The sequence below is a fragment of the Desulfatitalea alkaliphila genome, from assembly GCF_022968795.1.
GTDB lineage: Bacteria > Desulfobacterota > Desulfobacteria > Desulfobacterales > Desulfosarcinaceae > Desulfatitalea > Desulfatitalea alkaliphila.
This window is the reverse complement of the sequence record NZ_JALJRB010000020.1, coordinates 1-26,704: the sequence shown is the minus strand read 5'-3', so window position 1 is coordinate 26,704 and position 26,704 is coordinate 1. Positions and strand designations below refer to the sequence as shown.

Annotated in this window: 23 protein-coding genes and 1 tRNA gene; 10 read left to right on the top strand and 14 right to left on the bottom strand. The window is 61.0% G+C overall.

The features are described 5' to 3' along the window. Positions 1-4: 4 nt before the first annotated feature. Entirely contained in the window at positions 5-400 is a 396-nt protein-coding gene (locus tag MRX98_RS15770) for an ATP synthase subunit I (protein WP_246911833.1), read from the bottom strand. Continuing rightward, positions 387-689 carry an AtpZ/AtpI family protein gene (locus MRX98_RS15765; RefSeq protein WP_246911830.1) on the bottom strand — a complete coding sequence of 101 codons (303 nt, stop codon included), beginning with the start codon at positions 687-689 and terminating at the stop codon, positions 387-389. The genes MRX98_RS15770 and MRX98_RS15765 overlap by 14 nt, the downstream gene beginning before the upstream one ends. Before the next feature lie 502 nt (positions 690-1,191). Here MRX98_RS15765 and htpX point away from each other — a divergent pair. Continuing rightward, the gene (gene htpX, locus MRX98_RS15760) at positions 1,192-2,073 is read left to right on the top strand and encodes a protease HtpX (protein ID WP_246911828.1); all 882 of its coding nucleotides are present in this window, start codon (positions 1,192-1,194) and stop codon (positions 2,071-2,073) included. Between the two features lie 206 nt (positions 2,074-2,279). Then, positions 2,280-4,286: an oxidoreductase gene (locus MRX98_RS15755; protein ID WP_246911826.1), complete on the top strand. Its 2,007-nt coding sequence runs from the start codon at positions 2,280-2,282 to the stop codon at positions 4,284-4,286. 18 nt (positions 4,287-4,304) lie between these two features. On the opposite strand, the gene MRX98_RS15750 is transcribed toward MRX98_RS15755, so the two are convergent. Further along, a complete protein-coding gene (locus MRX98_RS15750) occupies positions 4,305-4,991 on the bottom strand; it encodes an endonuclease/exonuclease/phosphatase family protein (protein WP_246911823.1) in 687 nt (228 codons plus the stop codon). Further along, positions 4,992-7,127, bottom strand: a complete 2,136-nt coding sequence (locus MRX98_RS15745) for a VTT domain-containing protein (RefSeq protein WP_246911814.1) — start codon at positions 7,125-7,127, stop codon at positions 4,992-4,994. It lies immediately after the preceding gene. 324 nt (positions 7,128-7,451) lie between these two features. Here MRX98_RS15745 and MRX98_RS15740 point away from each other — a divergent pair, with 324 nt between their 5' ends. From MRX98_RS15740 to MRX98_RS15730, 3 genes are all read left to right on the top strand, one after another. Further along, positions 7,452-8,654: an NTP/NDP exchange transporter gene (locus tag MRX98_RS15740; protein WP_246912081.1), complete on the top strand. Its 1,203-nt coding sequence runs from the start codon at positions 7,452-7,454 to the stop codon at positions 8,652-8,654. 77 nt (positions 8,655-8,731) lie between these two features. Beyond that, a complete protein-coding gene (locus MRX98_RS15735) occupies positions 8,732-9,673 on the top strand; it encodes an aldo/keto reductase (protein WP_246911812.1) in 942 nt (313 codons plus the stop codon). Positions 9,674-10,477: 804 nt separating this feature from the next. Beyond that, positions 10,478-12,088 (top strand): long-chain-fatty-acid--CoA ligase, encoded by a 1,611-nt coding sequence (locus MRX98_RS15730; RefSeq protein ID WP_246911809.1) that lies wholly within the window; start codon positions 10,478-10,480, stop codon positions 12,086-12,088. 15 nt (positions 12,089-12,103) lie between these two features. Here the strand turns inward: MRX98_RS15730 and MRX98_RS15725 are convergent, their stop codons facing one another. The 10 genes from MRX98_RS15725 to radA form a co-directional block, all read right to left on the bottom strand. After that, a complete protein-coding gene (locus MRX98_RS15725) occupies positions 12,104-12,826 on the bottom strand; it encodes a polyamine aminopropyltransferase (RefSeq protein WP_246911807.1) in 723 nt (240 codons plus the stop codon). Positions 12,827-13,059: 233 nt separating this feature from the next. Beyond that, positions 13,060-13,464 carry a hydrogenase iron-sulfur subunit gene (locus tag MRX98_RS15720; protein WP_246911806.1) on the bottom strand — a complete coding sequence of 135 codons (405 nt, stop codon included), beginning with the start codon at positions 13,462-13,464 and terminating at the stop codon, positions 13,060-13,062. Then, entirely contained in the window at positions 13,461-13,916 is a 456-nt protein-coding gene (locus tag MRX98_RS15715) for a hydrogenase maturation protease (protein WP_246911804.1), read from the bottom strand. Before MRX98_RS15715 ends, MRX98_RS15720 begins: the two co-directional genes overlap by 4 nt. Next, entirely contained in the window at positions 13,913-15,751 is a 1,839-nt protein-coding gene (locus MRX98_RS15710) for an FAD-dependent oxidoreductase (RefSeq protein ID WP_246911800.1), read from the bottom strand. The genes MRX98_RS15715 and MRX98_RS15710 overlap by 4 nt, the downstream gene beginning before the upstream one ends. A 15-nt stretch (positions 15,752-15,766) precedes the next feature. Continuing rightward, the gene (locus MRX98_RS15705) at positions 15,767-17,251 is read right to left on the bottom strand and encodes a Ni/Fe hydrogenase subunit alpha (protein ID WP_246911797.1); all 1,485 of its coding nucleotides are present in this window, start codon (positions 17,249-17,251) and stop codon (positions 15,767-15,769) included. Between the two features lie 24 nt (positions 17,252-17,275). Beyond that, positions 17,276-18,253 carry an NADH-quinone oxidoreductase subunit B family protein gene (locus MRX98_RS15700; RefSeq protein ID WP_246911794.1) on the bottom strand — a complete coding sequence of 326 codons (978 nt, stop codon included), beginning with the start codon at positions 18,251-18,253 and terminating at the stop codon, positions 17,276-17,278. Positions 18,254-18,779: 526 nt separating this feature from the next. Continuing rightward, positions 18,780-20,294 carry a DUF1846 domain-containing protein gene (locus tag MRX98_RS15695; protein ID WP_246911792.1) on the bottom strand — a complete coding sequence of 505 codons (1,515 nt, stop codon included), beginning with the start codon at positions 20,292-20,294 and terminating at the stop codon, positions 18,780-18,782. A 125-nt stretch (positions 20,295-20,419) separates the two neighbouring features. Beyond that, a complete protein-coding gene (locus MRX98_RS15690; RefSeq protein ID WP_246911789.1) occupies positions 20,420-20,770 on the bottom strand; it encodes a TraR/DksA family transcriptional regulator in 351 nt (116 codons plus the stop codon). 129 nt (positions 20,771-20,899) lie between these two features. Then, positions 20,900-21,931, bottom strand: a complete 1,032-nt coding sequence (locus tag MRX98_RS15685) for a rhodanese-like domain-containing protein (RefSeq protein ID WP_246911786.1) — start codon at positions 21,929-21,931, stop codon at positions 20,900-20,902. A gap of 160 nt (positions 21,932-22,091) precedes the next feature. Beyond that, positions 22,092-23,474 (bottom strand): DNA repair protein RadA, encoded by a 1,383-nt coding sequence (radA, locus tag MRX98_RS15680; protein WP_246911779.1) that lies wholly within the window; start codon positions 23,472-23,474, stop codon positions 22,092-22,094. Positions 23,475-23,653: 179 nt separating this feature from the next. Here radA and MRX98_RS15675 point away from each other — a divergent pair, with 179 nt between their 5' ends. The 5 genes from MRX98_RS15675 to MRX98_RS15655 all read left to right on the top strand — a co-directional run bounded on the left by MRX98_RS15675 (position 23,654) and on the right by MRX98_RS15655 (position 26,541). Further along, positions 23,654-23,866, top strand: coding sequence for a PLDc N-terminal domain-containing protein (locus MRX98_RS15675; protein WP_246911757.1), 213 nt, complete (start codon positions 23,654-23,656; stop codon positions 23,864-23,866). A gap of 113 nt (positions 23,867-23,979) precedes the next feature. Next, positions 23,980-24,054, top strand: a tRNA-Glu gene (locus tag MRX98_RS15670). 432 nt (positions 24,055-24,486) lie between these two features. Then, entirely contained in the window at positions 24,487-24,846 is a 360-nt protein-coding gene (locus MRX98_RS15665) for a hypothetical protein (RefSeq protein ID WP_246911750.1), read from the top strand. Positions 24,847-24,907: 61 nt separating this feature from the next. After that, positions 24,908-25,921, top strand: coding sequence for a uroporphyrinogen decarboxylase family protein (locus MRX98_RS15660; RefSeq protein WP_246911747.1), 1,014 nt, complete (start codon positions 24,908-24,910; stop codon positions 25,919-25,921). A gap of 14 nt (positions 25,922-25,935) precedes the next feature. After that, a complete protein-coding gene (locus MRX98_RS15655; RefSeq protein WP_246911745.1) occupies positions 25,936-26,541 on the top strand; it encodes a DUF1638 domain-containing protein in 606 nt (201 codons plus the stop codon). The last annotated feature ends 163 nt before the right edge of the window (positions 26,542-26,704 follow it).

Below are 26,704 nucleotides of genomic sequence, written 5' to 3'. Positions count from 1 at the left end.
GCAGCTATTTCCCGATGCCTGTGGCCGACGATCGGTGCCATAGCAGGTTCTTGGCGCTTTCAAACAGGATTGCCGCCTGAACCATGAAAAGACCCACGACCGCCGTCACGATGTGGTAAGGCTCATACTGAAGAGCGATGATGAGGGGCACGGCCATCAAGGCGTATCGCGCCAGCACCGACAACAGGGCCGCCAAGGTCGGCCGGCTTCGGGGTTTGGCGAGACGCGCCTGCAGGGTCTGTCCCATGAGAACGAAATTGATGATGCTGAAAAGGGTGCCGAGCACCAACCCCCGTGCCAGGGGCTTGTATCCGAGCACGACGAGCACCAGCGCGACGGCGATGGCAACGATCATGGCCCGTGAACAGTAACGTTTTTGCAGATCTCTAATCGTTTCCATTGCGCTCGTCGGATGCCGCTTTGCGCCGGCGCCTTTCGTCCTTTTCAAAGGTCTCCTGAATCTGGCGATAGGCGGTGTACGCCCCCCCCACCACCCCCAGGATGATGAACAGTGCGATGAAGATGCCGCCCGTGCCCAACCACCGATCCAGATAAAGACCAACGAAAAAACAGAAAAATATGCATCCGGCCATGGTCAGGCCGATCTGCATGACGAAGGCCAGACCTTCGCTCCAGACCCGATTCTTCTTAAAATCGAACAACCTGAACTTTTTAGGGTCGTAGGGCAACGGTCCACCCTTCCTTTGAATCCGTCAGGCTTCTAACAATGCCCATGCCGGTTGTCAATGTTTAATATTATTTAATGACTTCAGGCGGATTAGCTTCCTTGAGGGTGGTGGTGCGTGAACCTGGATGGAAACATCGCTATCGAAATCGGGATCGAAAACAATAACAACAAGAAACCGCTTTGCGAGCCCGATCCTGATGGCGATCCGGTAAAATGGACCAAGCCGCCCCGGTCGGACCTGGCATCCCGGCTGTCCCTGCCCGATGTTGCTTGCCAACCCCACACCCGTTTGCTAATTTCCGCTCTTGACCCGAGATTGCTGCCAAGTGGGCGGCTGTTTGGACAAATTCACGGCCCCAAGCGCTGGACTGCAGTCAATGGGTTGTTATATTGGAGCGATTTGGTTTGCGGACAGCCGCTCGACCGAGGGGGTGTGGCCCCGGCGGCCGGTTCATCGTCCGCGCGACCGTGTGCAAGACCTTTAACGTCGGAGGAGATCGTCGATGAAGAGAGTCATCCTGTTTATTGCCACCAACTTGGCCGTTATCCTGGTGCTCAGCATCGTGCTGAGCCTTTTGGGCGTCGACCGCATTCTGGATGATCAGGGTGTCGGTCTGGACATGAAGAATCTTTTGATTTTCGCCGCGGTGTTCGGCATGGGCGGTTCGTTCATTTCCCTGGCCATGTCCAAATGGATCGCCAAGCGCATGACCGGCGCAAAGGTGATCACCAGCCCGCGCAACCAAATGGAGGGCTGGCTGTTGCAGACCGTGCAGCGACAGGCCCAGCAGGCCGGCATCCAGATGCCCGAAGTGGCCGTTTACGAAGCGCCGGACCCCAACGCCTTCGCCACCGGCATGCGGCGCAACGCCGCCTTGGTGGCGGTGAGCACCGGATTGCTGCGCGCCATGAATCAAGACGAGGTGGAGGCGGTACTGGCCCACGAGGTGAGCCACGTGGCCAACGGCGACATGGTTACCCTGGCCTTGATCCAGGGGGTGGTCAACACCTTCGTGATCGCGGCCTCCAGGGTGGTGGGCCACCTGGTGGACCGGGTGGTGTTCAAGACCGAAGAGGGCCACGGCCCGGCGTTTTTCATCACTTCCATCGTCGCCCAGATCGTGTTCGGTATTCTGGCCAGCACAATTGTTTTCTATTTCAGCCGTCAGCGTGAATTCCGCGCCGATGCGGGCGGGGCCCGCCTGGCCGGTCGGGAAAAAATGGCATCGGCGCTGGAGGCCTTGCGTCGCAGCGTGACGCAACCCCATTTGCCCGATCAGATGGCGGCCTTCGGCATTTCGGGCAAGGGCGGCGGCGGGATTAAACGTTTGTTCATGACCCACCCACCGCTGGAAGAGCGCATTGCGGCACTGCGGCGCGGATAACGGCGGAAAAAGAACACGCCGGCCCTTTTGCCGGCGTCGATGCCTGGAATTCAGCCACAACACGGCGGGGGTGGGGCGGAACAACCCACCCCCCCTTCATTTGCGGCAAAGCGGATGGCCGATAGGCCCCTATCGCCCATAGGGAAACGTCCTCGGGACCGAGCCCCTTGCGATCCGCCTTGCGACGCCCGCTTGTGCGTGCCGACATGCCGACCGAAACGCCTGTGACCAATCCCGATCATGCCCCGCTCTTCCAAGCGGCCGATATCGGCGGTCACCGTTTGCGCAACCGTCTGGTTGCGCTACCGTTGTTCACCGGTTATGCCGACCCGGAGGGGGCGGTAACACCTTTGATGATCGACCACTACCGGCGCCTGGCTCTTTCAGGTGCCGCGCTCGTGGTGGTGGGCAATGGCGCCATATCTCCCGGAGGCGTCACCTCCCGCTGCAATCTGCGCGTGCATGGCGACGCCTTTCTGCCGGGGCTCGCCCGGTTGGCCGAGGCCATCCGCGAGGCAGGCGCCCTGGCCTGTCTGCAATTGAACCACGGCGGCCCTTTCGCCAAGGCCGGCCGGCCCCTGGTTCCCAGCCCCATGGATGCCGAAAACATCCTGCACGACGTGGCGTCCTTGCGGGCCTTCATGGAAACCTTTCCCGTCAAGCAGCGCTTCCGCCTCACGCAACAGATGATGGAGATGCTGGCCCGTTGGCAAAGACCCATGACCGACAAGGAGCGGCATCAAACCATCGCCGATTTCGGGGCTGCCGCCCGGCTGGCCCGTGAAGCCGGTTTCGACATGGTCGAGCTGCACGGCGGCACCGGCTACTTGTTGGCATCCTACCTTTCGGCCTACAGCAACAAGATCGATGCCTCACTCGGCGGCAGCCCGGCCGAACGGGCCGCCTTTCCCCTGGCGGTGCTGCAGGAAGTCCGGCGCCGGTTGCCGCCCGATTATCCGGTCGGATGGCGCCTGATGGTGCGTGAGTGGGTCCCCGACGGCATCGACCTGCCCGAGGCCGTCGCCTTCGCCCGTCGGCTCGAAGAAGAGGGGGTGGCCTACCTGTCGCTGACCGCCGGCAGTTACACCTCCATGTTCAAGCCCGAAGTGACCCGCATCACCGCCCGGCCGGGCCACCTGGCCCAAGAGGGCACGGCCCTCAAGGCGGCTGTGAGGCTGCCCGTGGTCCTGTCGGGGCGCCTTTTCACCCCTGCCGTGGCGGCCAAGGTGCTGCGCCGCGGGGCCGCCGACCTGATCGGCCTGGCCCGCCCCCTGCTGGCCGATCCCCGCTGGCCGCAAAAGGCGGCGGTCGGTCGCAAGGTCCGGGTATGCGTCAACTGCGGCTTTTGCCTGCAACGGGTGATCCACGATCAAGGCGTCGCTTGTGTCCGCTGGACCGAGGCGCAGCGGGTGCGGATCGATCTGGAGACCGACCTCCTTTCCCGACGGACGGGGCGTACCCTGGTGGTGGCCGCCGAAGTGCAGGATCTGGCAGCAATTCGCGCCAACCGGCCGCCCCGATTCCCCCCGGCAGCGCAAACCCGGGTCCGTTTTCTGTTGCTTCATAAAACCACGGCCGATCCCGCCTTCGAGGCCGCCATCCCCCCGTTCCTGGGATGGTTGCGTAGCCTCCGCCAAGTGCCCGCGGCGGCCGATGGGGAGGTGGATTGGGTGATCCGCACCGCCAGCCAGCCCTTGGATCGCGAGGTGCTTGATGCGACGCAAGAGGGCCGGTTCGGCGTAATTCTTCTGGGAACGGCACCCGCACAAGGCTGGCGCGAACGCTTGGCGGCCAAGCACACCAGCGGCGCCATCGGTTTTCTCGGCACCCACCCCCGTCCGACCAAAATCCTGGTGCCTTGCGATTTGTCCGCAGACGCAGGGCTGCTGCTGCGCTACATTCACCACGCCTATCCACCATCGCGGTTCGACATCACTTTTGCCCATGTGCTGGAAAAGGAGCGGGCAACGGCTCGACAGCAATGGCGGCAAGCATTGGAGATCCAAGGCTGGGACCCGGACACACCGTTGAAGGTGCTTCCCGCCGGTCAGGGTGCGGCCGAAGCGCTTTTAGGGGAAATGACCAACGGCGGCTACGGAACGGTGGTCATGGGGCGGCGCAATGTCACCGGCGTGCGGCGCTGGTTGTTGGGCAGCGTTTCGGCGGCGGTGATGCAGCGGATCTCCGACCAGAACCTGATCCTGGTAGGATGAGAGCCCGCGCAGAGCGCTTTATAGTCGCACCCGGGCCACCAGGGGCAAATGGTCGGATGCCTCGGCGGCAGGTGGTTTGCGGTAGGCGTCCACTGTCAGCAATCGGTGGGCGGGGGCCACCCAGATGCGGTCCAGGGAGAGCAGGGGCCGGTGGGCGGGAAAGCTGGCCGGTGCCGGCGAGTGGCCGAAACGGCCGGCGACCCAGCGCAAAACGCGGGCCCACGGCCACCACTCGTTGCAATCGCCCATCAAAATGGTGATATCGGCGTTGCCGCCCGCCAACCAGGTCAGCAGGCGCCGGGTCTGGGCGCGCCGTTCCGCCGGCCCCAAGCCCAGGTGAGTGGCCACGATGCGGATGCGGCGTTCGGCTTTGATGATCGTCACCGCCACGGCACCCCGCGCCTCGCGGCCCGACCGACGCAGGTCCAGGCGCTGGACGGCGCACGGCGGGATGCGGGTGAGAAGGACGTTGCCGTACCACCCCTTGTGTTCCATCAGGGTTGGACCGGGAATGGCCGTGGCCCGCAGGGTGCGGGTCAACAGACCCAACCCCCTGCCCAGGGTGTCGGGATCGTAGGCCACCTCCTGGAGGGCCATCACATCGGCCCGCAATCCCTTGAGCACCGTTGCGATCCGCTGGCAGGAGACCATGCCGTCCCGGCCGACGCAGCGGTGAATGTTGTAGGTAGCGACCCGAAGCGTCATTCAAGACCCTCTACGGGCCGCTGCGCCGCTGTGTCGCCGCTTGAGCCAACTGCGCAACACCAGCAACCCGCCGACGGCCAGCAGCAGCACCCCGGCCACCAGGGCGAACCGGTCCCATGCCGGTCGTTGCAGGAAAAAGGAGATGCCGTGGGCCAACACCACCATGGTGACAATCCCCGGCAACATGCCGATCAAGGTACCGATGGCGAAATCGCGGAAAGGGATTTCGGATGCACCGGCCACCAGGTTGATGACCGAAAAGGGTGCCACCGGTATGATGCGCAAGGTGACGATGGTGGGGATGCCGGCGCGAGAGAGTTTGCGGCTGATGCGGCGAACCCGGTTGCCGGCAAAACGGTGCACCGCATCCCGGCCCAGGCGGCGGCCCAGTAAGAACAAAACGGCGGCGCTCAGCTCCGCCCCCAACAAAGCGTAACCCAACCCCCACCAGGGACCGAACACCATAACGGTGGCCAGAATCATCAAGGTGACCGGAAAGACCACCACGCCGCCCAAAACATAGGCCAGGGGCACCAGCAGGGGGGTCGCCGCCTGCTGCCGCAGCCACCGGGCCGTCGAAAGCACCTTGTCCAAATCGAGCCATGCCCCCAGCGGCGACCAGCGCCACAGAGCCGCCAGGGCCAGCACCAGGCCCAGCACCACCAGCACCTTGAGCAAGTGGCGAAAGGCCGAGGGCTGTTCCCGCGGTGTGACGAAATAGTCTACCAGGGCTTCGGGCGCCACCGGCTGCTCGGGATCGAGCAGCTCGGATTCGGGAACCCACTGGTCCACCTCGGGCGGCACATCGCCGGTTAGGGGCACCAGGGCACGGGATCCGGTGGCCAGCGCCTCGATGGTCGCGATCAACGATCCCTTGCGGTCCAGCAGTTGCGCCACCATATCGACATCGCTGTCCAGGTGCTCGGCCAACAAGCGATTGCGAAAACCGGCGATGACTTGGCCCACACGCTCGTCCGTGCCGGCGGCAACCGCCAGGTCCAGCTCCGAATCGAGGCCCATGGAGCGATTGCTCAGATTGGAAGAGCCCACCCGTGCCACCTGATCGTCGATCACCATCACCTTGGCGTGCACCATCAGATGGCATGCCGGCGTTTCGGAGATGCGTGGGCAGTAGACACGCAAGCGGTCGTGGCGGTCGGCCTGCCGCAGCCGCGCCAATATACGGCCGCGCAGGATATCCATGGTGTGCTGTTCCAGCCAGCCGCCGGTGCGTTCGGGCAACACCAAAACCACTTCCGGCCCATCGGTTTCGGCCAAGCGCCCTTCCAGCGCCTGGCAAATGCGGTGGGAACTCAGGTATTGATTTTCCACATAGATCCAACGCTGGGCGGCGGCGATGGAATCCAGGTAAAGCCGCTCCACCTCCCGCACCGCCGCGCGGGATTCGTATTCGGGGATGGTGCGGGCGACAGCCACCGGCACTTCCCGCAGATCCGGCACGACGCTCGGCGGCCAGGGATCGGATGTCTTGTCCAGCGGCACCATCGCCGGTGGACGATTGCCGGCCGCCGCCCAGCGCGTGCGCGCCAGCTCGGCCAACACCCGGGCCGCCGGGCCGTCCACCGCCATCTGCACATCGTGGAACGGGGGATAGGGCTTGCCGTCGGGTGTCACCCGCCGGGCATCTTCGGGGCGGTGGGCCGGCGTGTCCCACCGCTGTTCGCTCAGATCAAAGCCGCCGGCAAAGGCCAGGCAATCGTCGATCAGCACCAGTTTCTGATGTTGGGAAGCCCCCACGGGATGGGCGCCGTCCAGGCAATAGGCCACCCGGCGATGGGTGCGCCACTGCAATTTGTACCAGGGCAAAAATTCCCGCTCCATGGCGTAAATCATGGCGAAATCCCAGCACAGCAGGTGGATGTGCAAGCCTTTGTGTTTGGCGGCCAGGTGGTTGAGCAGCGCCCGCAGCCGCACGGGTGGCACATGATCGCGCCCATCGCGCACCAGTTTCAGCTCACTGTGCAGATCCCAACCGATGATGAACACATGGCGCCGGGCCCGCTGCAGCGCTTCGTAAACCGCGCGATAATAGGCCTCGCCGTCCACGATGAAGGCCGCCCGATGGGCGACGGCCACCTTCCCGCAGTTGACTCCCGGCTTGAACAGATCCTTCATGCGCTACTCCCCCGGCGACGACGATGGACTCGCATTACATTACCATAAACATGTTGAGGAAAGGATGACAAATGGAGGTCTTGATATGCAGCGTTTTATTGACACCCGGAACACCCGTTCCAATATTGCCCATTATAGAGAACAGGAGGTACTCCTTTTGCCCAATCGTCCGCCCGTGTTTCCCGATCCGCTTCGTACACCGCAGAACGCGCCCACTCAGGATGGCGGCAGCTTTTAGGCCTGCGTCCGGATGAGTGGCGCCCGCTTTTTTGGTCCTTCAGCTACTTCTTCTCCCTGCTTTGCGGATATTACATCGTGCGCCCCATGCGGGATGAAATGGGAATCGCCGGCGGCGTGCAGCATCTGCAATGGCTTTTCAGCGGCACCTTTTTGGTGATGTTGGCGGCCGTGCCGCTATTCGGCTGGCTGACCCGACGCCATGCACCGCACCGCTTTCTACCTTACATATACTATTTTTTCATCGGTTGCCTGCTGCTCTTCTTTTTGCTGTTCCGCATGGAGATCACCCACGCCTACGTTGCGCGCGCCTTTTTCATCTGGGCCAGCGTGTTCAACCTGTTCATCGTTTCGGTCTTCTGGAGTTTCATGGCCGACATCTTCACCACGCAACAAGCCAAACGGCTTTTCGGCATCATCGCCGCCGGGGGAACAGCCGGCGCCTTGACCGGTCCGGCCCTGACCGCTCTACTGGTGATGCCCCTGGGGCCGACCAACCTGCTGCCGTTATCGGCCGCCCTTCTTTCCTGGTCGGTGCTTTGCATCCACCGCTTGGTGAACTGGGGCCGCACATTGGAACCACATGGCGGGCCAAACGGCAGCAAAGACGGGGGCGCGCCTTCCAACCCCCAAGCCGCCATGGACAAGCCTGTGGGCGGCGACATTCTGGGCGGCGTCAAATTGGTGCTGCAATCGCCTTATCTACTCGGCATTTGCTGCCTGATGCTGCTGTTCACCACCTTGGCCACCTTCCTTTACTTTCATCAGGCCCATATCGTCCGCGATCACTTCAGCGATCCGGCCCAGCGCACAGCGCTCTTCGCCGGCATGGATTTCACGGTCAACGCGCTGACCCTGATCACCCAACTTCTACTGACCAGTCGCATCGTCACGCGACTGGGGTTTGCCTGGACACTGGCGACCATCCCCTTGATGCTGACGGTCGGTTTTCTGCTGCTGGCGATGACACCCGCCTTATGGGCCATCGTAGCCGTGCAGGTGATTCGCCGGGCAGGCAATTACGCGCTGATGCGGCCGGCCCGCGAAATGTTGTACGTGGTGCTCGGCAAGGAGGAGAAGTATAAGTCCAAGAATTTCATCGACACCGTGGTCTATCGTGGCGGGGACGCGGTCAGCGCCTGGGTCTATGCGGGCATGTCGGCCATCGGATTGTCCGTTGCCGGCATCTCCCTGGCGGCCGTACCTTTGGCCGGCTTATGGACCTTGGTCGCTTTCCGGTTGGGCATACAGCAGGAGCGGATCGCCGCCACGCGACCCCAAGACCGTTGATATTCAAACCATGGCGTAAGGCGGATGCCCCAACCAGGGCACTTCATTCCGCACCCATGACGATGGAGGAACACACCATGAACATTTCATCCTGGCATATGAACCGCCGCACTTTCATTCTGGGCACCGGCGCTTTTGCGGCCGGAATCGCCCTTGCGCCGGGCCGGCTGCTATCCGCCGCCGCGGCGCCCGACCCGATCCGGCGCACCATTCCCGTCACCGGCGAGCAACTGCCGGTGATGGGCATGGGCACCTCGCGCACCTTCGATGCGGGCGACAGCGCCGCTGTTTTAAACGACCTGGCCGATGTCATGCACGCATTTTTCGACCACGGCGGGACCTTGATCGACACCTCCCCCATGTATGGCCGCGCCGAGTCGGTGGTAGGCCGACTGCTGGTGGCCACCGGCCGGCAAGAGGTGGTTTTTGCCGCCACCAAAGTGTGGACCGACGGCCGAGAAAACGGCATGCGGCAAATGGCTCAATCCTTTGAGCGCATCGGCGTTGCCACCATGGATTTGATGCAGATTCACAACCTGCGCGACTGGCAGACCCACCTGCCGGTGCTGCGGGAGTGGCGGCAGCAGGGCCGTATTCGCTATATCGGCATCACCACCTCCCATGGCCGGGGCCACGCCGAACTGGAGGGCCTGCTGCGCACCGAACCCTTCGACTTCGTCCAATTTTCCTACAACCTGCAAGATCGCACCGTCGAGGAGCGCCTGTTGCCCCTGGCCGCCGACCGGGGCATCGCCGTCCTGATCAACCGGCCGTTTCAGCGAGGCGACCTGTTTCGCAAAACCCGCGGCACGCCCCTGCCGGAGTGGAGTGCCGAATTCGACGCCCGCAGTTGGGGACAATTCTTCCTCAAGTTCGTCATCGCCCACCCGGCCGTCACTTGCGTCATTCCGGCCACCTCCAAAGCACACCACATGCTGGACAACATGGCCGCCGGATTCGGCCGATTGCCGGATGGGGCCATGCGGCGGCGGATGGTCGAATATATTGCAAAGCTTTAAAATTATTAAGTTTTAAGTGTTAAGTGTTAAGTTGAGGAATGCTGTCGATTCTAGGGGGTGGGGATGCCAGTGGAAAGGATTTTGATCAGGCAGTCCATTTCCCACGCCGCCCGAGGAAAGCGTGGGGATATATGGTGTTGCGGCAGCGTCGGGGGTGGCACCGGCAACTGGTTGCCGGTGGCCGAAGGCCAAGAGGCTTTTCACAAAAGCGGCGTCAACCGTACACCCATCACACTGTTCAACAGATACCGGGCGGCAGCACTTATCTGCCCGGTCGGTCTTGTGCCCTGGTAACCGAAACAGCGGCAATCGGATTGTTCGTGCATGTGGTGTGAACGTTATCCGCCTTGCCAGTGGCGGCAGTGATGCGCATGACCTCTTGTTGCTGCGCAACACTGGCAACCAGTTGCCAGTGCCACCCGCCGAAACAGCGGCAACCGGATTGTTCGTGCAGGTGGCGTGAACGCTATCCGCTGTCAAGCACAAACCATCTTTAAATCGACAGCATTCCTTGCTTTAAACTTTAAACTTTTCAACTTTAAACTATCTTTATCCAAACACAACAAACCGGCCAACACCATTTGACTGAACGGCGTTAGTTTTGTAAAATCGCCGAAGTATCCTGAATGGCTCTCAAACGGTTCCTGCAGCGTGCCGACTCCGATGTGATCGATAATCAGCCGGATCGAAAAATCCGCCGGCGCCTGATGCGTCGGCCAAGCCCTCGCAAACAGCGGCGGCTCACTTTTTCAGATGCCGTGATCCTATCATCCACCCGCTTATGCCAAGAAAGGAAACAGCACCATGCCGGCTCCCAATGTGCACTACGATGTCCTCAGCCCGGTCCATTTCCTGCTCCGCAGCGCCATGGTTTTCCCCGACAAGGTGGCGGTCGTTTACGGTGACCGGCGGCGCACTTACAGTGAATTCCTGGAACGGGTCTATCGTTTGGCCGGGGCCCTGCAAAAAATGGGCATCGGCAAAGGGGACAAGGTGGCCTACATCTGCCCCAACACGCCGCCCATGCTTGAAGCCCACTATGCCGTGCCGTTGCTCGGCGCCGTGCTGGTGAGTGTCAACATCCGCCTTTCGGCCAACGAAGTGGCCTACATCATCGACCATTCGGATGCCAAAGCGGTGTTCGTGGACAATGAATTCGCCGACCTGGTGGCGCCCATGCGTGATCGCCTGCCCCAAGTATCGCACTTCGTCAACATTTGCGACGTCAGCGACGCCACCCTCTTGCCGGGACCGGCTTATGAAGCGTTGCTGGCGGAGCAGGCGCCCACGCCGGTGCCACTGGCCGTGGAAGACGAGCTGGAGGTAATCACCATCAACTACACCAGCGGCACCACCGGCTTGCCCAAGGGGGTAATGTACCAGCACCGCGGCGCCTACCTCAATGCCATCGGCGAACAATTGGAATTCGGCACCACCGCCCACAGCGTCTATCTCTGGACACTGCCCATGTTTCACTGCAACGGATGGTGCTTCACCTGGGGCATCACCGCCATGGGCGCCACACACGTGTGCCTGCGCAAAGTGGTGCCCGAAGAGATCTTCCGCATCATCGCCGCGGAAGGGGTGACCCATCTGTGCGCCGCTCCCACCATCCTCATCGGCATGTCGGCCTATGCCACGGAACACACCATCCGTCTGGACCATCGCCTGGAGATCATGACCGCCGGCGCGCCGCCGGCGCCCACGGTGATTCAGAACATGGAGGGCATCGGCGCCAACATCACCCAGACCTACGGCTTGACCGAAGTCTACGGCCCCCACAGCGTCTGCCAGTGGCAGCGCAAATGGGACCACCTGCCCGACGAGGAGAAGGCGCAGCTCAAGGCGCGCCAGGGGGTGCCCTACATCGTGGCCCACCACATGGACGTCGTCGATCCTCTCACCATGGCGCCGGTCCCCCGCGATGGAAAGACCATGGGCGAGATCGTGATGCGGGGCAACAATGTCATGTTGGGTTACTACAAAGACCCCAAGGCCACCGAAACCGCCTTCGAAGGCGGATGGTTTCACAGCGGCGACCTGGCCGTGATGCATCCGGACAACTATGCGCAGATCATGGATCGCAAGAAGGATATCATCATCAGCGGCGGGGAGAACATCTCCACCGTGGAGGTGGAGAACGTCATTTTCCGGCACCCCGACGTAATGGAGGTGGCGGTGATCCCTGTACCCGACCCCAAGTGGGGCGAGGTGCCCAAGGCCTTCGTGCTGCCCAAGCCGGGCCGTCAGCCCGATGCCCAGGAGATCATCGCCTTTTGCAAGCAGCACCTGGCGCGCTTCAAAGCGCCCAAGTACGTGGCCTTCGGCGAGCTGCCCAAGACCGCCACCGGCAAGATCCAGAAGTACAAGTTGCGCGAGCAAGAGTGGAAGGGCCATGAGCGGCGGGTGAACTGATCGACCGCCGCGCCGTCAATCTGCGCCCACCTGCGCCAAATAGACCGTTTGGGTCGCTTCGCGATCCTGCAGAGGGTTGTAGAAGGTGATCGGTTCGGCGCGGGCCGTGGCGAACACTTCGGCCAGGCGGGCGGTGAAGCGTTCGTCGGGCAATCCGTCGGACCAGAGGCCGAGCACGCCGCCCGGACGCAGGCGGGCGGCCGCGCGCCGCAGCCCTTGGGGTTGATAGAAGGGTTGATGGTGCGGCGCGAGCCATTGATCCGGTGCGTGGTCGATATCCACCAGGATGGCATCGAAGCGCCGGCCGGGGGATTGCGGGTCGAAACCGGCGGCCGAGGCGGCCAGGGCGAAAAAGTCGCCCTGCACCAGGCGGCAGCGGGGATCGGCGGCCAACGCCGGCCCCAGGGGCAGCAGTCCCCCGGTATGCCAGTCGATGACCGGCGCCAGGGCCTCGACCACCAGCAGGGTGCTGACCGTCTCGTGGGCCAGCACCTCCCGGGCCGAATAACCCAGTCCCAGGCCGCCGACCACCACTTCCAAATCGCTACCGTCGAGCGTCGCCAACCCCAGCCGCGCCAGGGCGACTTCCGACGCCGTGAACAGGCTCGACATGAGAAAATCTTCGCCAAGCTTGATTTCGTAAACATCCACACCCAGCGACAGTTGTCGCCGGCGGCGCAACACCAGTTCGCCCATGGGGGTGGGCCGATCATCCAGAATTTCAAAGGCCCGACGCACGGAACGAACTCCTGTTGGTGATCAAAAAAGTCGTACGCGTACTCAGCAAAGTCGTACGCGTACTCAGCCCCGAAGGGGCGGTACTCGTACTCGAATCTCGTACGCGTACGAGTACGAGTACGAGAACGAGAACGCGTACGAGTACGAGAACGCGTACGAGAACGAGAAATTCGGAAATACGTCGTCAACAACAGCTGGAGGCGACGCATAAAACCGCGCCCCTCAGCTTGGCGTTATGCGACCTGTTGCAGTTGACGCGGAAATGGCCCCATCCAGGCGATCTCTTCGGCAAAGCTCTCCACGGCCGCCTGCATGCCCGGATGGTCCTCTCCCGGTAGCCACTCCACCCGCAACCGCTCCGGGGCAATGCCGAACTGCTCCAGCATCCGTTTCAACAAGGCCATGCGGCGAAAGGTTTTGTAACTGCCGCGCTTGTAGTGGCAATCACCGGGATTGCAGCCGATCACCATCACGCCGTCGGCGCCCGCCATGAGCGCCTTGAGCACGAAGACCGGCTCCACCCGGGCCGAGCACATGGTTCTTACCACCGGACCGTAAGGGTTGCAATCGGCCTGCTCGTCGTTGGCCGATGACCAGTTGCAGGCGAACACCGCTATTTCGGGTGCGTATTTATTCATAAAGCCTCCTCAGCAATGATTTCCTTGGCGACATCCGGAATGCGGGCGGCCACCGCCGGCGTACATCCCTCGCCGATGGTGGTGTTGTCGGCGATTTCCAGCGCGTAAATACTGATCTGACGGGGCATGCGATAACCCAGGGCTTCGCCGATGCGACAAGCGCTGGCGATATCCATGCCGTGGGAGGTGGGCTGGTCCAGGCTGGGCGTCAAATCTTCCAGGGACAGCCGCAGCACGGTGCCGGGGGCCACCGTGCCCGACTTGATGGAGTCGATCAGCACAACCCGCTCACAATCCACAATGTAGTCGAACACCCCCATGGCCCCCGCGCACACCGTCACGGCATCCAACGCCGGGCGCAGCCGGCGTATTTCTTCGACAATCTCCCAACCGACGCCGTCATCGGTTAGAATGGGATTGCCGACCCCCAACACGCGAAGCACACGCGTCATTGCTTGGCACCGGCGGACAGAGACGCGTACAGATGTTCCAGTTGGTTGTCGGTGTTGTCATAAATGGTGATGGCATTGGATGGACAGGCGCCCACGCACAAACCACACCGTTTACAAACGCTGGTGTCCACCACCGCCACCATGTCCTCACCGTGTTTCTCCAGGCGCCGGGCATTGAAACAGCAGACGGAGATGCAAACCCCGCAGCCACTGCATTTGTAAGCATCCACCTCGATGTTGGGGATCTGTTCCTGGTAGCCCAGAGCCACGCAAGCCTTGCAGCTTTTACAGGGGCCGCAATAGAGACAGCGTCGGGCCTCGGCCACCGCCTCGGCCAGAGTGAATCCCTTTTCCACGATATCGAAATTCATGCGCTCTTCCGGCGACACTTTCTCGACCATCGGCGCCGGCCGGAAAGCATGCACCTCCGGGCCGGTGCAGCGCTCCACCTCCTTTTGGCGGCCCTGCTTCAAATCTTCGTTGTTCAAATAGCGGTTGATGGATTCGGCGGCGATCAGGCCGTCGCGCATCGCTTCGGCGGCCAGCCCGATCCGGGTGACATCGCCGCCCAGAAAAACCCCCGGCATCTGTTTGCTCATGCGGGTCACCGGATCGACATCCAGTTGGCCCTGGTCGTTGAGCAGGTTCTCGTGCTCATAGACAAAGCGTTCCGGCGATTGTCCCACGGCGATGAAAAGAGCGTCGGCCTTGATGTTCTGCACATCGTTCATGTCGAACTGCGGCTGAAAGCGCCCCTCTTCATTGAAGACGCTGGTGCATTTGGGAGCCCGGATACCGGTGAAGCGGCCATGCTCGCCCAGGATCTTCTGCACCCCGCGGCTGTAGAGGATCTTGACACCCTCTTCCAGGGCGTCGTCGATCTCCACCTGGTCGGCCGGTATGCCGTCCTTGCTGGATTTGTCCTCGTTTTCCAGGCATATCACCGTGACGTCGCCGCCCAGGCGGCGGGCCATGCGGGCCACATCGAAGGCCACGTTGCCGCCGCCGATCACCAGGGCCCGTTTGCCGGCCAGCCAGTTGGCCGAAATCACCCCGTAGTTGGCTTCGTAGAGCAGCGGCAGACCGTACATCACATAGCGCATGGCGGTGCCCACCAGTTCCTGGCCGCCGAAGGTGATGTTGCGCAGCATGGGCGTGCCCGTGGCGGCGAAAATGGCTTCGAAGCCGTCCTCTTTCAAACTTTCCAGGGTGATGTCGGCCCCGAACTCCACATTGTAGTGCACGTCGGTGTTGGCGATGCGCACCAGGTTGTTGACCGTGCTGTCCAGCACCCGGGCGGGCAGGCGGTAGGTGGGAATGTAACGGATGCCGCCGCCCAGCTTGGAGCTGCGTTCGAACAGGGAGACCCGGTACCCCTTGGTGGCCAGTTTGTAAGCGGCCGTCAGTCCCGAGGGGCCGCCGCCGATGATGGCCACCTTCTGCTTCTTGGGCGCCGGCAGCGGCTTCTTGATGTCCAGGTAGGGCATGTAGTGCTCGGTCACGAACCGCTTCAAGAGGGTCCGCTTGACCGCGCCGGTGTGCTCCTTGTAGGTGCACTGACTTTCGCATATCCCGCAGATGTAGCCGCAGATCATGAACATCGGGTTTTTGTTGTAAATGGCGTCGCCGACGTTCAAGATCTCCCAGGAGGCGCGCTTGGGATCGCTGGAGAGCTGGGAAAGCATGACATTGGTGCGCTGGATGTCCTCGCCGACCGGACAGGCCAACTGACAGGGCGGCAACTGGAGGCTGCCGGTGGATTCGCGGATCACCTCTTCCACCTGATCCGGCCGGCCGCTGGATTCTTCTTTCATGAAAGCGACATTGATTCTCATGGGTCGACCCTCCTCTTATGACGTTCGGCGCTGGTTGCCCAGGCCGTGCCGCAACTGCCGCACCAGGTTGCGGTCGGCATCGTAGACATTGAGTTCCAGGGGCGTCTGCCCCGGCAGGGAGTGGGTGGCGCAGGCATGGCACGGGTCGTAGGCCCGGAACCCCATTTCGATGGTGTTGAGCAGCCCTTCGGACACCTCGCCGTTTTTGATCAGCGCCTTGGCCGCTTTCTCCACCGACATGTTGACCGCGGCCGAGTTGTTCTGGGTAGCCACGATCAGGTTGACCTTGGTGATGATGCCTTTGGGGTCGGTCTGGTAGTGGTGAATCAGGGTGCCCCGTGGGGCCTCCACGATGCCCACCCCTTCGCGGGGCGGGTTGACCGGCAGGTTGACCAGATCATCCGAGGTGATCTCCGGATCTTCGGCCAGCTCCACCACCCGTTCGGCGCCATACATGGCCTCGATCAAGCGGGCCCAGTGAAAGGCCAGGGTGTTGTGCACCGGACGCCCGCCGAGGGTGGCGTACATTTTTTCGTACTCCGCATGGGCCCTGGGCGTGGCCATGCCCACCGCCGCGTTCAACCGGGCCAGGGGGGCCACCCGGTAAACACCGCTCTGCTCACCGTCCACGAACCCTTTCCAGCCGATGTTTTTGAGGAAAGAAAACCTTACGTAGGTCCAGGGCTCGGCATGTTCGCCGATGTGCTCCAGGTATTCCTGGGGCTTGAAACGGGCGAAACGGTTGCCCTTGGGGTCCACCACCCGGATGTCGCCATCGTAGAGATTGACCCGGTTCTCCTTGTCCACCATGCCCATGTAATAGGTCTGGTGCTTGAAGGCGTCGCCGGTGATCAGATCGAGGTAGTCCTGGTTTTTCAAAACCACATCCTCGAACAGGTTGAACAGGGCGCCGCACAATTCGACACCGTAGGCGCCGGCTTCCTTGATGGTTTGCCGTTCCGTCTCGGAAATCCCCTTGGAGACGCCGCCGGGCAGTCCGCAGGTGGGGCAGACCGGCTTGCCGCCGATGATGCGCAGGACATTGCGCATGCGCTTGCGCATTTCGATCACCTGGCCGCCCACTTCCCGGCCCACTTTGTTGATCACCCCCAAAACATTGCGTTCGGCCGCCGGTGCGTTCGGGCCCACCACGAAATCGGGGCCGCCCAGAAAAACGAAATGGAGCACGTGGTCTTCCGCGACAAAGGCGCTGTTCATCAACTCCCGGATCTTCTTGGCGGTTGGGGTGGGTTCCACCTTGAACAGATCGTCCAGGGCCTTGGTGCCGGCCAGATGATGGGCGGTGGGGCAAACACCGCAGATACGGGTGGTAATGCGGGGAATTTCCTCGGCAGGCCGGCCTTCGCAAAACTTTTCGAAACCGCGCAGCTCCGGTATCTGCAGATAGGCCCGGTCGACCCCCCCCTCATTGTTCAAGAAAATTTCGATCTTGCCGTGCCCTTCCAGCCTGGTGATGGGATCTATCGTAATCTTTTGCATGGATGATAATCCTCCTTGTAGACGCTACAGGCGTTTCCGTCGCAACAGGGAACCGGCCAGTGAAAAGCGGTAAAAGGTGCCCGCCGGATCGGGAACGCTGTTGATCAACTCCGCTTCCTGCGCCTCTGTCAGACTTTCCTCGGCGTCCAGCCCCAGCATGGAAGCCACCATGGCCAAGGCGGCCGCACCCTGGTCCTCGACCCCTTCCACCGGCCCGAAACAGCCCCGGCAGGGCATGTTGGCGCGAATGCAGGACTCACCGCAGCCCGAGCGGGTGGCCGGCCCCATGCAAATCACCCCCTGGGAGAGAAAACATTTTTCCGGGTCCATGCGCACCTGCCAGGGGCGCCGCACTTCCCGGATGGCCATCTTCTCCGGCTTGCTGTCCCGCACCGGGCAGGTTTCGCACAGGGCCTTGGTCGGCGCCAGCACCGCGCCCTTGGCGGGCAGCTTACCTTCCAGGATGGCGTTGACCGCATTCAGGATCAAATCGGGCGGTGGCGGGCAACCGGGCAGGTAGTAATCCACGTCGATGGTCTGATCCAGGGTTTGCACCGTGTCGAAAAAGGCCGGCAGGGTCAGTTCGCCGACATCGACCATGGTCGAGGTTTGCGGCAGCACGCCTTCGGGATTGACCATCGTGGGCGCTTCCAGAAACTGCCGGTCGAAAATGCTCTTGCGGTCGTGGAAATTGCCCAGACCCGGTATGCCGCCCAGGTGGGCACAGGCGCCGAAGGCCACCACCAGCCCCGATTTGCGGCGCATCAGGTGGACCATCTCCTCCTGTTCCTCCAGCCGGATGGCGCCATTGATGAAACTGACCGCGATTTCGCCATCCTGCATCGCTTCCACATCCCTTTTCTTGAAATCCATGGCCACCGGCCAGAAGACGATGTCCACCGCGTCGGCCACCACCAGGAGATTCTCGTTCAGATCCACCACCGCCTCTTCGCAACCGCCGCACGATGCGCACCAGTAAAAAGCCACCTTCGGTTTTGCCATTGCCGCCTCCTTTCATGGCCGAGCAATTTGGTTGACCATCGAAAAGCCCCACTGGTCTTTGGAGCGTTACCATTTAAAAAAAAGAGACAGCCCCAACTGGACAGTCTCCACAAGGACAGAACATCGGCTGTGGCGCCCACCACGGTTTTCGCTGTTGCCGGGTTTCCGTTTCGAATTTCTGAAGCTGAACGCTGAAAAATGAAAACTATCTATATTTCGATGCGATATTTTATGACTGGGTGTTTCACCGCAATGAATATGCAATGCATGAGAACACGATATTGGGGTTGAACGGCAAAGTCTTCATTTTGTGATTCGAATTAATTAAATGATGAAATGCCTTGGCGTGTCAACCCTTTTCAAGGGGGCAACACCATCGGATGCGTATCGGTTGCCGGTTCCGGCCGGGATGTTGATGATAGTGGAACATCACCGGACCGCGAGAGGGGCGCAAGGGCCGCGCCTTGATCCGGGAAGGGATGCAATTGGTGCCTTGAAGGGGATGCAGGAAAAAAGCGTGTGCCCGTCAGGCGACAAAAAGGTCCTTGGAGGAAAAATTGGGGTCGGTGGTCAAATTGACGCTCAGCCGCCGGAAGCCGGCTTCGTCGCCGGGCGTGGGCATGTGGGTCATGTGCACCTCGCAGCCGTTGAGGGCCGTGAGTTGCTCCATGGCCAACTGGGCCACCGGGTTGGAAGGGGCGCTGATGCTCAGGGCGATCAAGGTTTCCACCAAATCCAGACTGAGGGTTTTTTCATTGAGGATGTGGGTCTTCAAGTGGCTGACCGATTCGATGACGGACTCGGGCAGCAGTTTGATCTGCGCCGGGATGCCCGCCAGGTGCTTGATGGCGTTGAGCACCAGGCTGGAGGCGGCGTGAAAATATTGGGAGTTGTTGCCGGTAATGATGGTGCCGTTCTTGAGTTGAAGCGCGGCGCCGCAGCAAATCCCCTCGTTGCACTCCTCCTTTTCCTGGGCCTCCAGGGCCGCGTCGTAGGCCGGGTCGACCACGGGCCGGTATTCCGGGCCGATGTTCAAATCCTTGATCAGCAGCTCCACCCGCTGCACCGTTTCGCTGTCGATCAGCCCCATGGCATACTCGCAGCGATAGCGGAAATAGCGCCGGATCACCTCCTGCCGGGCCGCTTCGCGGGTCTGGGCATCGTCGGTGATGGCAAAGCCCACCCGGTTGACCCCCATGTCCGTGGGGGACTGATAAACGGCCTCGCCGCCGCTGATTTTTTTCAAAATCCGGCGCAATACGGGAAACACCTCGACGTCGCGGTTATAGTTGACCGCTTTCTTGTTGTACGCCTCCAGGTGATAGGGGTCGATCAGGTTGTAGTCCTTGATGTCCGCCGTGGCCGCCTCATAGGCCACGTTGACCGGGTGGTTGATGGGCAGGTTCCAGATGGGAAAGGTCTCGAACTTGGCGTAACCGGCCCGCACGCCCCGCTTGTATTCATGGTAGACTTGGGAAAGGCAGGTGGCCAGCTTGCCGCTGCCCGGCCCGGGGCCGGTGACGATCACCAGGGGCTTGTCCGATTCGATGAAATCGTTGGCACCGTATCCTTCGTCGCTGACGATCAGATCGATGTCGGTGGGATACCCTTTGGTGTAGCGGTGGGTATGGACCTTGATTTGCCGCCTTTCCAACCGGTTCTTAAACAACTTGGCCGACGGCTGTTCGTTGTAGCGGGTGATGGCCACCCCCAGCACATCGATGCCCCAGGCGCGCAAATCGTCGATCAGCTTGAGCGCTTCGGCATCGTAGGTGATGCCGAAATCGGCCCTGATCTTCTTGCGTTCGATATCCCCCGCATAGATGCACAGAATGATGTCGGCGTTGTGTTTCAGCTCTTTCAACAAGCGCATCTTGATGTTGGGGTCATAGCCCGGCAACACCCGGGCGGCATGGTAATCGTAAAGCAGCTTGCCGCCGAATTCGAGATAGAGCTTGTGGTCGAACAGTTTGGTTTTTTCCAGAATCTCTTCGGTCTGTTCGCGAATATATTTTTCGTTATCGAACGCCGTCAGCGACATCACCTCTCCTTTTGACAGGCCTTTCGGTTGAAACAAGAATGAGCGGCACCCACCACCGGCGCCTTCGAAACCCCGCTTTATAAACACGGCAATTGCCGATGCGCAACCCTAACTTAAAACCACCTTTACTCCTGCTCCTGTCGAGACGCGCAGGCGATGCAGAGGGCCGCGGCCGGGTCGCTTTCCAGCCGCCGCAAGGCGATCTCTTCCTCACATGCGTTGCAGAAACCGTATTCCCCGCTGTCGATGCGCCTGAGCGCCAACTCGATCCGCTGCAGCTGGACATCCCTGCGCCGTTGGGCTTCCTTGGCCATCGCTTGGCCCTGCATGGCATCCAGCCGTGAAAGCCGGCCGACGCTGGCCTGGTCCAATTGGACCGGCTGCGTGGACTCCCTGGCCGCCATGCGACTGTCGAGATATTCCTGGCGCTGGGTTTCGAGGCGTTCACGAAAACGATCACGTTGTTCCGGAGTCATGCACAGCTCCTTTCCGGATTAAAAAGGTCATTGAAAAACACATCGCGCCGCTTGAATCAAGTGAAACGGCCCGGAGCAAGGGCTCCGGGCCGTACAGAAGTGTTGCTTTACAACTCTATCACCGGTGGATCAACGGCCGCCGACATAATCGTAGTTCTTGATCTCGGTCTCGGGAACGAAGGTGTTGGGCACCTTGCCGGCATGCATCTGATCGTAAATCATGCTGTTGGCGCCAAAAGCCAAGGACCGGGCGTCGTAGCCGAGGATGCGCAGGTAACCGGCCACATAGGAGCTGGTCTGCCCCGTGAAGCAATAGAGGATATTGGGCCCGGTGGTGGAAAGGGTGGCCAGGTGGGTGGTGCTCAAAAACGGCTTTTCCGCCGGTGGGTAGTTCACGGCACCGGGGATGTGCCCTTGCTTGGCGTACAGTTCCGGCGGCCAGTAGTTGATGACGTACATGTCGGTGTTTTGATCGAGCCGTGCGAACACGAAATCGTGGGTCACGACTGCAGGCGCGTAGCCTTCCGCAAACAGTTGCCGCAGGCGGGCCTCAAGGATCGCCTCGGCCGTGGTGCCGCCGGTGGCAATGCGGGGCATCGGCCCGGGCGGGTTCTTGGGCGGCGACGGTTTGGTGACGAATGCATCCGCACGCACGTTGCTCAACTTCTTGAGCCAGGCCCCGTCGGCAAAGGCCATGGCCCAACCGCTCATGCCCCATTTCAGGGAGACGGCATTGGGATACCCCGCGGCCCGCAGCAGCGAGACGACATATGCGGCCGCCTGGCCGTCACAATCGATCACCACGATGTTTTCAAAGGATGCGGCATCCAGCCCTTTGACATGATCATAAACATCCGCGAAAGGCACATGGACCGCCCCCTGGATGTGGCCCCGACCGAAATCCGCCGGCGCCCGGATGTCGATGAGGTACTGCTGCCTCGCCTTGGTGAGCAGATTGACCCGCAAGTTCTGGGCACCGATTACGAAAGGCGGACTGTCGTGGATGTAGTTGCGCTCATTTTCAAAAAAGGCTACCAAAACTTGCGTTTCGTCGAGCCCTTGGGGCGCCTGCGTTGCATGGGCGCACCCCAAAAGGGCCACGACCGCGGCAATCCAGATCGCTCCGGTCCAGAATCTGCGTCGAGGGGAAAGCTGTTTCATCGTTTTGCTCCTTCACTGTTGTGATGTCTTTTTCAATGGCGGCCGCCACCCATCCCACGGTCTTTGACGGCCGTGGGCGCGACAGCCGGCGGCAAAGTTTCCGACAAAGTTAATCACTTTCGCGAAGGATACAAATCGGGCGGAGCGGCCGGCGGTTTTTTCAGAACAAGGCTTCCATGGCCTCGGCGACGGTGCGCACACCGACCAGGCGAATGGTGTCGGGGGCCTCCAGGCGCTTGAGGCTGCCGCGGGGGGCCAGGCAACGATGAAAGCCCATTTTGGCCGCCTCGGTCAGGCGAATCGCCATGTTGCCGATGGCCCGCACCTCGCCCGCCAGGCCCACCTCGCCGAGCACCAGGGTTTCGCCGGTCACCGGCTTGTCCAGGAAACTGGAAGCGATGGCCGCCAGCACCGCCAGGTCCACGGCCGGTTCGTCGATCTTGACCCCGCCGGCCACGTTCATGAAGATGTCGTGCCCCACCATGTGCAGTCCCAACTTCTTTTCCATCACCGCCACCAGCAGGGACACCCGCTGCGGGTCGAGCCCCAGCACCGTGCGCCGCGCGGTCCCCAGGTTGGTGCTGCTCACCAGGGCCTGCAGTTCCACCAGGATCGGCCGCGTGCCCTCCATGCTGGCGGTGACCACCGAACCCGCCGCGTTGTCGGGCCGCTCGGACAAAAAGACGGCCGACGGATTGGGCACCTCGGCCAGACCACCGGCCTGCATCTCGAACACCCCGATCTCGTTGGTGGAGCCGAAGCGGTTCTTGACCGTGCGCAGGATGCGGAAGACATGGTTGCGGTCCCCCTCGAAATAGAGCACCGTGTCCACCATGTGCTCCAGAATCTTGGGCCCGGCGATGGACCCGTCCTTGGTCACATGGCCCACCAGCAAGGTGGGCACGCCGGTCTTTTTGGCGTTGAGCATCAGCCGCATGGCCGACTCGCGCACCTGGCCCACGCTGCCCGGCGCCGATGTCAAATCGCTGCTGTACATGGTCTGGATGGAATCGATCACCAGCACATCGGGCCGGTGTTCGGCCACCATCTTCAAGATGGCGTCCAGATCGATCTCCGCCACCACGAACAGGTGGGGCGCCTCGGCCGCCAGGCGCCGGCTGCGCAGGCGCAACTGGCGCACCGACTCCTCGCCGGACACATAGAGCACCTTGTGCCGCCGGGCGGCCATGCCGTGCAAGGCCTGGAGCATGAGGGTGGATTTGCCGATGCCCGGGTCACCGCCAATCAACACCAGGGAGCCGGCCACCAACCCGCCGCCCAGCACCCGGTCCAGCTCCGCCACTCGGGTGGAAAGCCGCGGCTGGTCCTGCACATCCACCGCATCGATGGGCACCGGCACGGACGGCTGCAAACCGTCGATGCCCCGCAAGGGCCCCCCCCGGTGCTCCGCGGCGGCGATCTCTTCGGCAAAGGTGTCCCACTGGTCGCAGGAAGGACATTTGCCCAGCCACTTGGGCGACTGAAACCCGCAGGCCTGACAACTGAAAACCGACTTGCCGCCCTTGACCGACCGCTTGCTCATGGCGCCACTATTCTCCACATATTCAAACCATTATCCATTGACAGGCCGCACCATAGCATGCCATTGTGCCCGCAGGCAAGCAGGGCGTCGATTGCCGTCATGCGAAGACAACCCATTACGGCCATTGTGTGGCCGCCGATGCAAACACTGCCCATGGGCTGGAAGGACAACCCCGCGCCATGACCCTCACCTACTGGATCATTCTCACCGGCGTCCTCTTTTATCTATTGACCTGCTGGGCCATTGTGGACATCGCCCGCAAGGATTTCGGCGGCATCGAAAAAAAAGCCGGCTGGGCCTTCATCGCCCTGATCCCTTTCCTCGGCCCGGTCCTCTACCTGGTCCTCGGCTACCGCAAAGGCAGACGCGCGGGCGAAGTCCCGCCCGCTTGAACAACAGCAGGCCGACAGACAGCCTTTCCAACGCGCCGCGACCCCGCACTACCTTTAAAATGAGTTGACAAATTCAACCGGTTTCTATATTCCACGGCCATCGCAATTCTTGGGGTCCCATCGTCTAGCGGTTAGGACGCCGGCCTCTCACGCCGGTAACCCGGGTTCGAATCCCGGTGGGATCACCAAAAAATCAATAAGTTACGAACATACACACATTGCCGAACAGGGAGTTGACGGCTCCTTAGACGGCTTTTTTCTTTCCTGCTCTCCGCGCACCTTTTTCACTCGGCCTGAATTTGATGATCTGCGCGGCACTCGGTTTCAAATCCTCCAAAGCTTCCCGTACCCGATCCATTCCAATGCCTGCAGGAGGGTTTGGACCTGTTTTATCATATCCACAAGTCCGATCTGGAGAATCGCACTCCCCTACGCATTGTGACCTCCTTGGGAGCTAAGCTGTGGCGGGATCGGTTGAATGAAAACAAACCCGTTGAATTGAAAACAGTCTCACAAGGCGAAGCTGAAGATGATCGGGATCGGGATATGGCCGCAGAAGCGTCAGAGGACGAAATGCCTGGACCCCGGAAAAAGTAGCCTCTGCCACGGAAGGGATCATCATGCACAGCGCACAACTGATCCGCCGCGCACGCTGGTATTGCCTGCTCAGTGAATCGGCATTGGCATGGGCTGCCGAGGAGAACCCTCAGCAGCTGAAGCATCTGGTTGTGTTCGAGCATGGGCAGGTCCGCGATCAGGTCACTTTACAGGCCGACCACACGTCTACTGCCGCTTCCGGGTCTGGACGGTCTTGGACCGAGCGCCGCAACAACATCGATCTTGCCGCATATGACCGGATGCGCGTGGTCACCACCGAGCTTCGCCGGGTCGTGGGCAAGGGACGCAACGTTCAGCTGAGATTGGGGCCGAAGGTGAGTTTGGCTTCGTTGGGATTGCAGAAGGCCTTGCGGTGGGTATAGTCTTAATTCCTATGAACCCGGATTCGCCATTTTCGGTGGCGACCGCCATGGATGGAATCGCATGAACAATGCCTTCATTGAGTTGCTCGAAAAATTTCGCAGCGGGAAGCGCTCCGTTTTCAGCCTGGGGTCTTTTTTGCCCATCAAGATATTGTGGCAGCGAGGATGGTGCTTTAATCATATTCTGCAAGGGGATGCGCCTATGGCACTGGCGGCCCTGACCAAACTGGAGTTGGGATTTGAATCCACAGTACTGCCCTTTGACCTTAACGTGGAAGCCGAGGCACTCGGGGCCGCCGTTCGCTACCACGACGAACAAGACGGCATACCGGTTTACCCGACCATAGCCCATAAACTCGGGGGCGACGCTGATGCCATCGTTTTACCGAAGGATATCGGTTCGGCAGGACGTATTCCCCTTATTGCTTCGGCCATCTCTCAAACCAAAGCGATGGCCGAAGGCCGCGGTGCGGTGGGCGCCTTTGTCGTCGGCCCTTTCACCCTGGCCGGCCAGATTATGGACATGGATAAACTGCTGGTCATGACGATGAAGCAGCCCGAGGCGGTCTGTGCCATTCTGGCAAAGCTGTCTCAAACGATAATCGCTGTGCGGGATGCCTATGTGCGGGCCGGCGCCCAATTCATCGTAGTGCAAGAAGGTGGGGTTGCGGCGATTTCCCCCAGACTTTTCTCAAGGTTGGTTGTGCCATTTATAGAGGACATCCTTTTTGACAAGCCGGTGCCCCACATTTTATTCCTCGCCGGGAACGCCGACCGCTATATTGGGCAAATGCCTCAGTGCAGGGCCGATGGCCTGGGTGTAGACCAATCCTGCGATTTGGACAAGGTTCTGGGTATGGCACCTCGGAATCTGCCACTTGCGGCTGTCATTGGCAACAGCACCATGCTGGCCCAAGCAAGCCCGGACGAGGTTGGCGCTACGGTCCGTTTCTTTCTTGACAAAGGCCTTTCCATGGTCTTGCCGCCGGCTGACATCTATCCACCGGCAAAAATCGAGAACATTATCGCCTTTGTAGAAGCGGCACGATCTTATCCAGAACCACCGATTGCTTGAAACGGGAGGCCGTAATGTCATCCGGTGGAATTACCCCTTTGCTTATCTCCTGCGGCATCCTGCGCGAAGAGATTCAAGCTTTGCAAGCCCAGGGTCGGGTCGTTGCGCATACCCACTTTTTAAGTTCGCGGCTGCACTCCCATCCACAGCATCTCAGCAAGGCCCTGTCAGCTGCAATGGCTTTTTACCGCACGAAATTCGGGCAGCAGGTGGTTATTGTGTATGGCGATGCGTGTCTGGGCTTCAATGGCGAAATGGCCCGTCTTGTAGCCGACCACGGCATGACCAAGGTGTCCGCTGTCAACTGCATTGATTGTCTTTTGGGCGGGCACGGCCGTCTATTGGAGATCGATCCCGAACATCGCTTTTTCTTTCTTAACCGAGCATTTCTCCAATTCGGCCGCAACCTGTTCAATCAAGATCCGGTAGCTGTTCGAGAGCAATTCAAGATGCTTTCCGCCATTGTACCCATCGACGCAATGGGCGATCTTGCCCTTTGCTCGGAGGAGTTACAACGGGTTAGTGTATTGACCGGCCTGCCGCTGATGGCGTTGATTGATGTGGGCCTGGACGGAGTTGAAAAGGTGATTTCTGAAGCAATTGCCCGCTCTCCGCGGTAGTCATTCGGAGCTGACGCTGCCGCTTTAAAGAGGGGGTGGCAACGCCACTGGCGGGTCGATTGGCCGACCCTTATTCGGTTTATACCGCACTGAATTCCGCGGCATGGATACCACTGTTGACCCTGCCGTTGATTTTCGCATTCCTGCAGGTCAAGCAGACCAA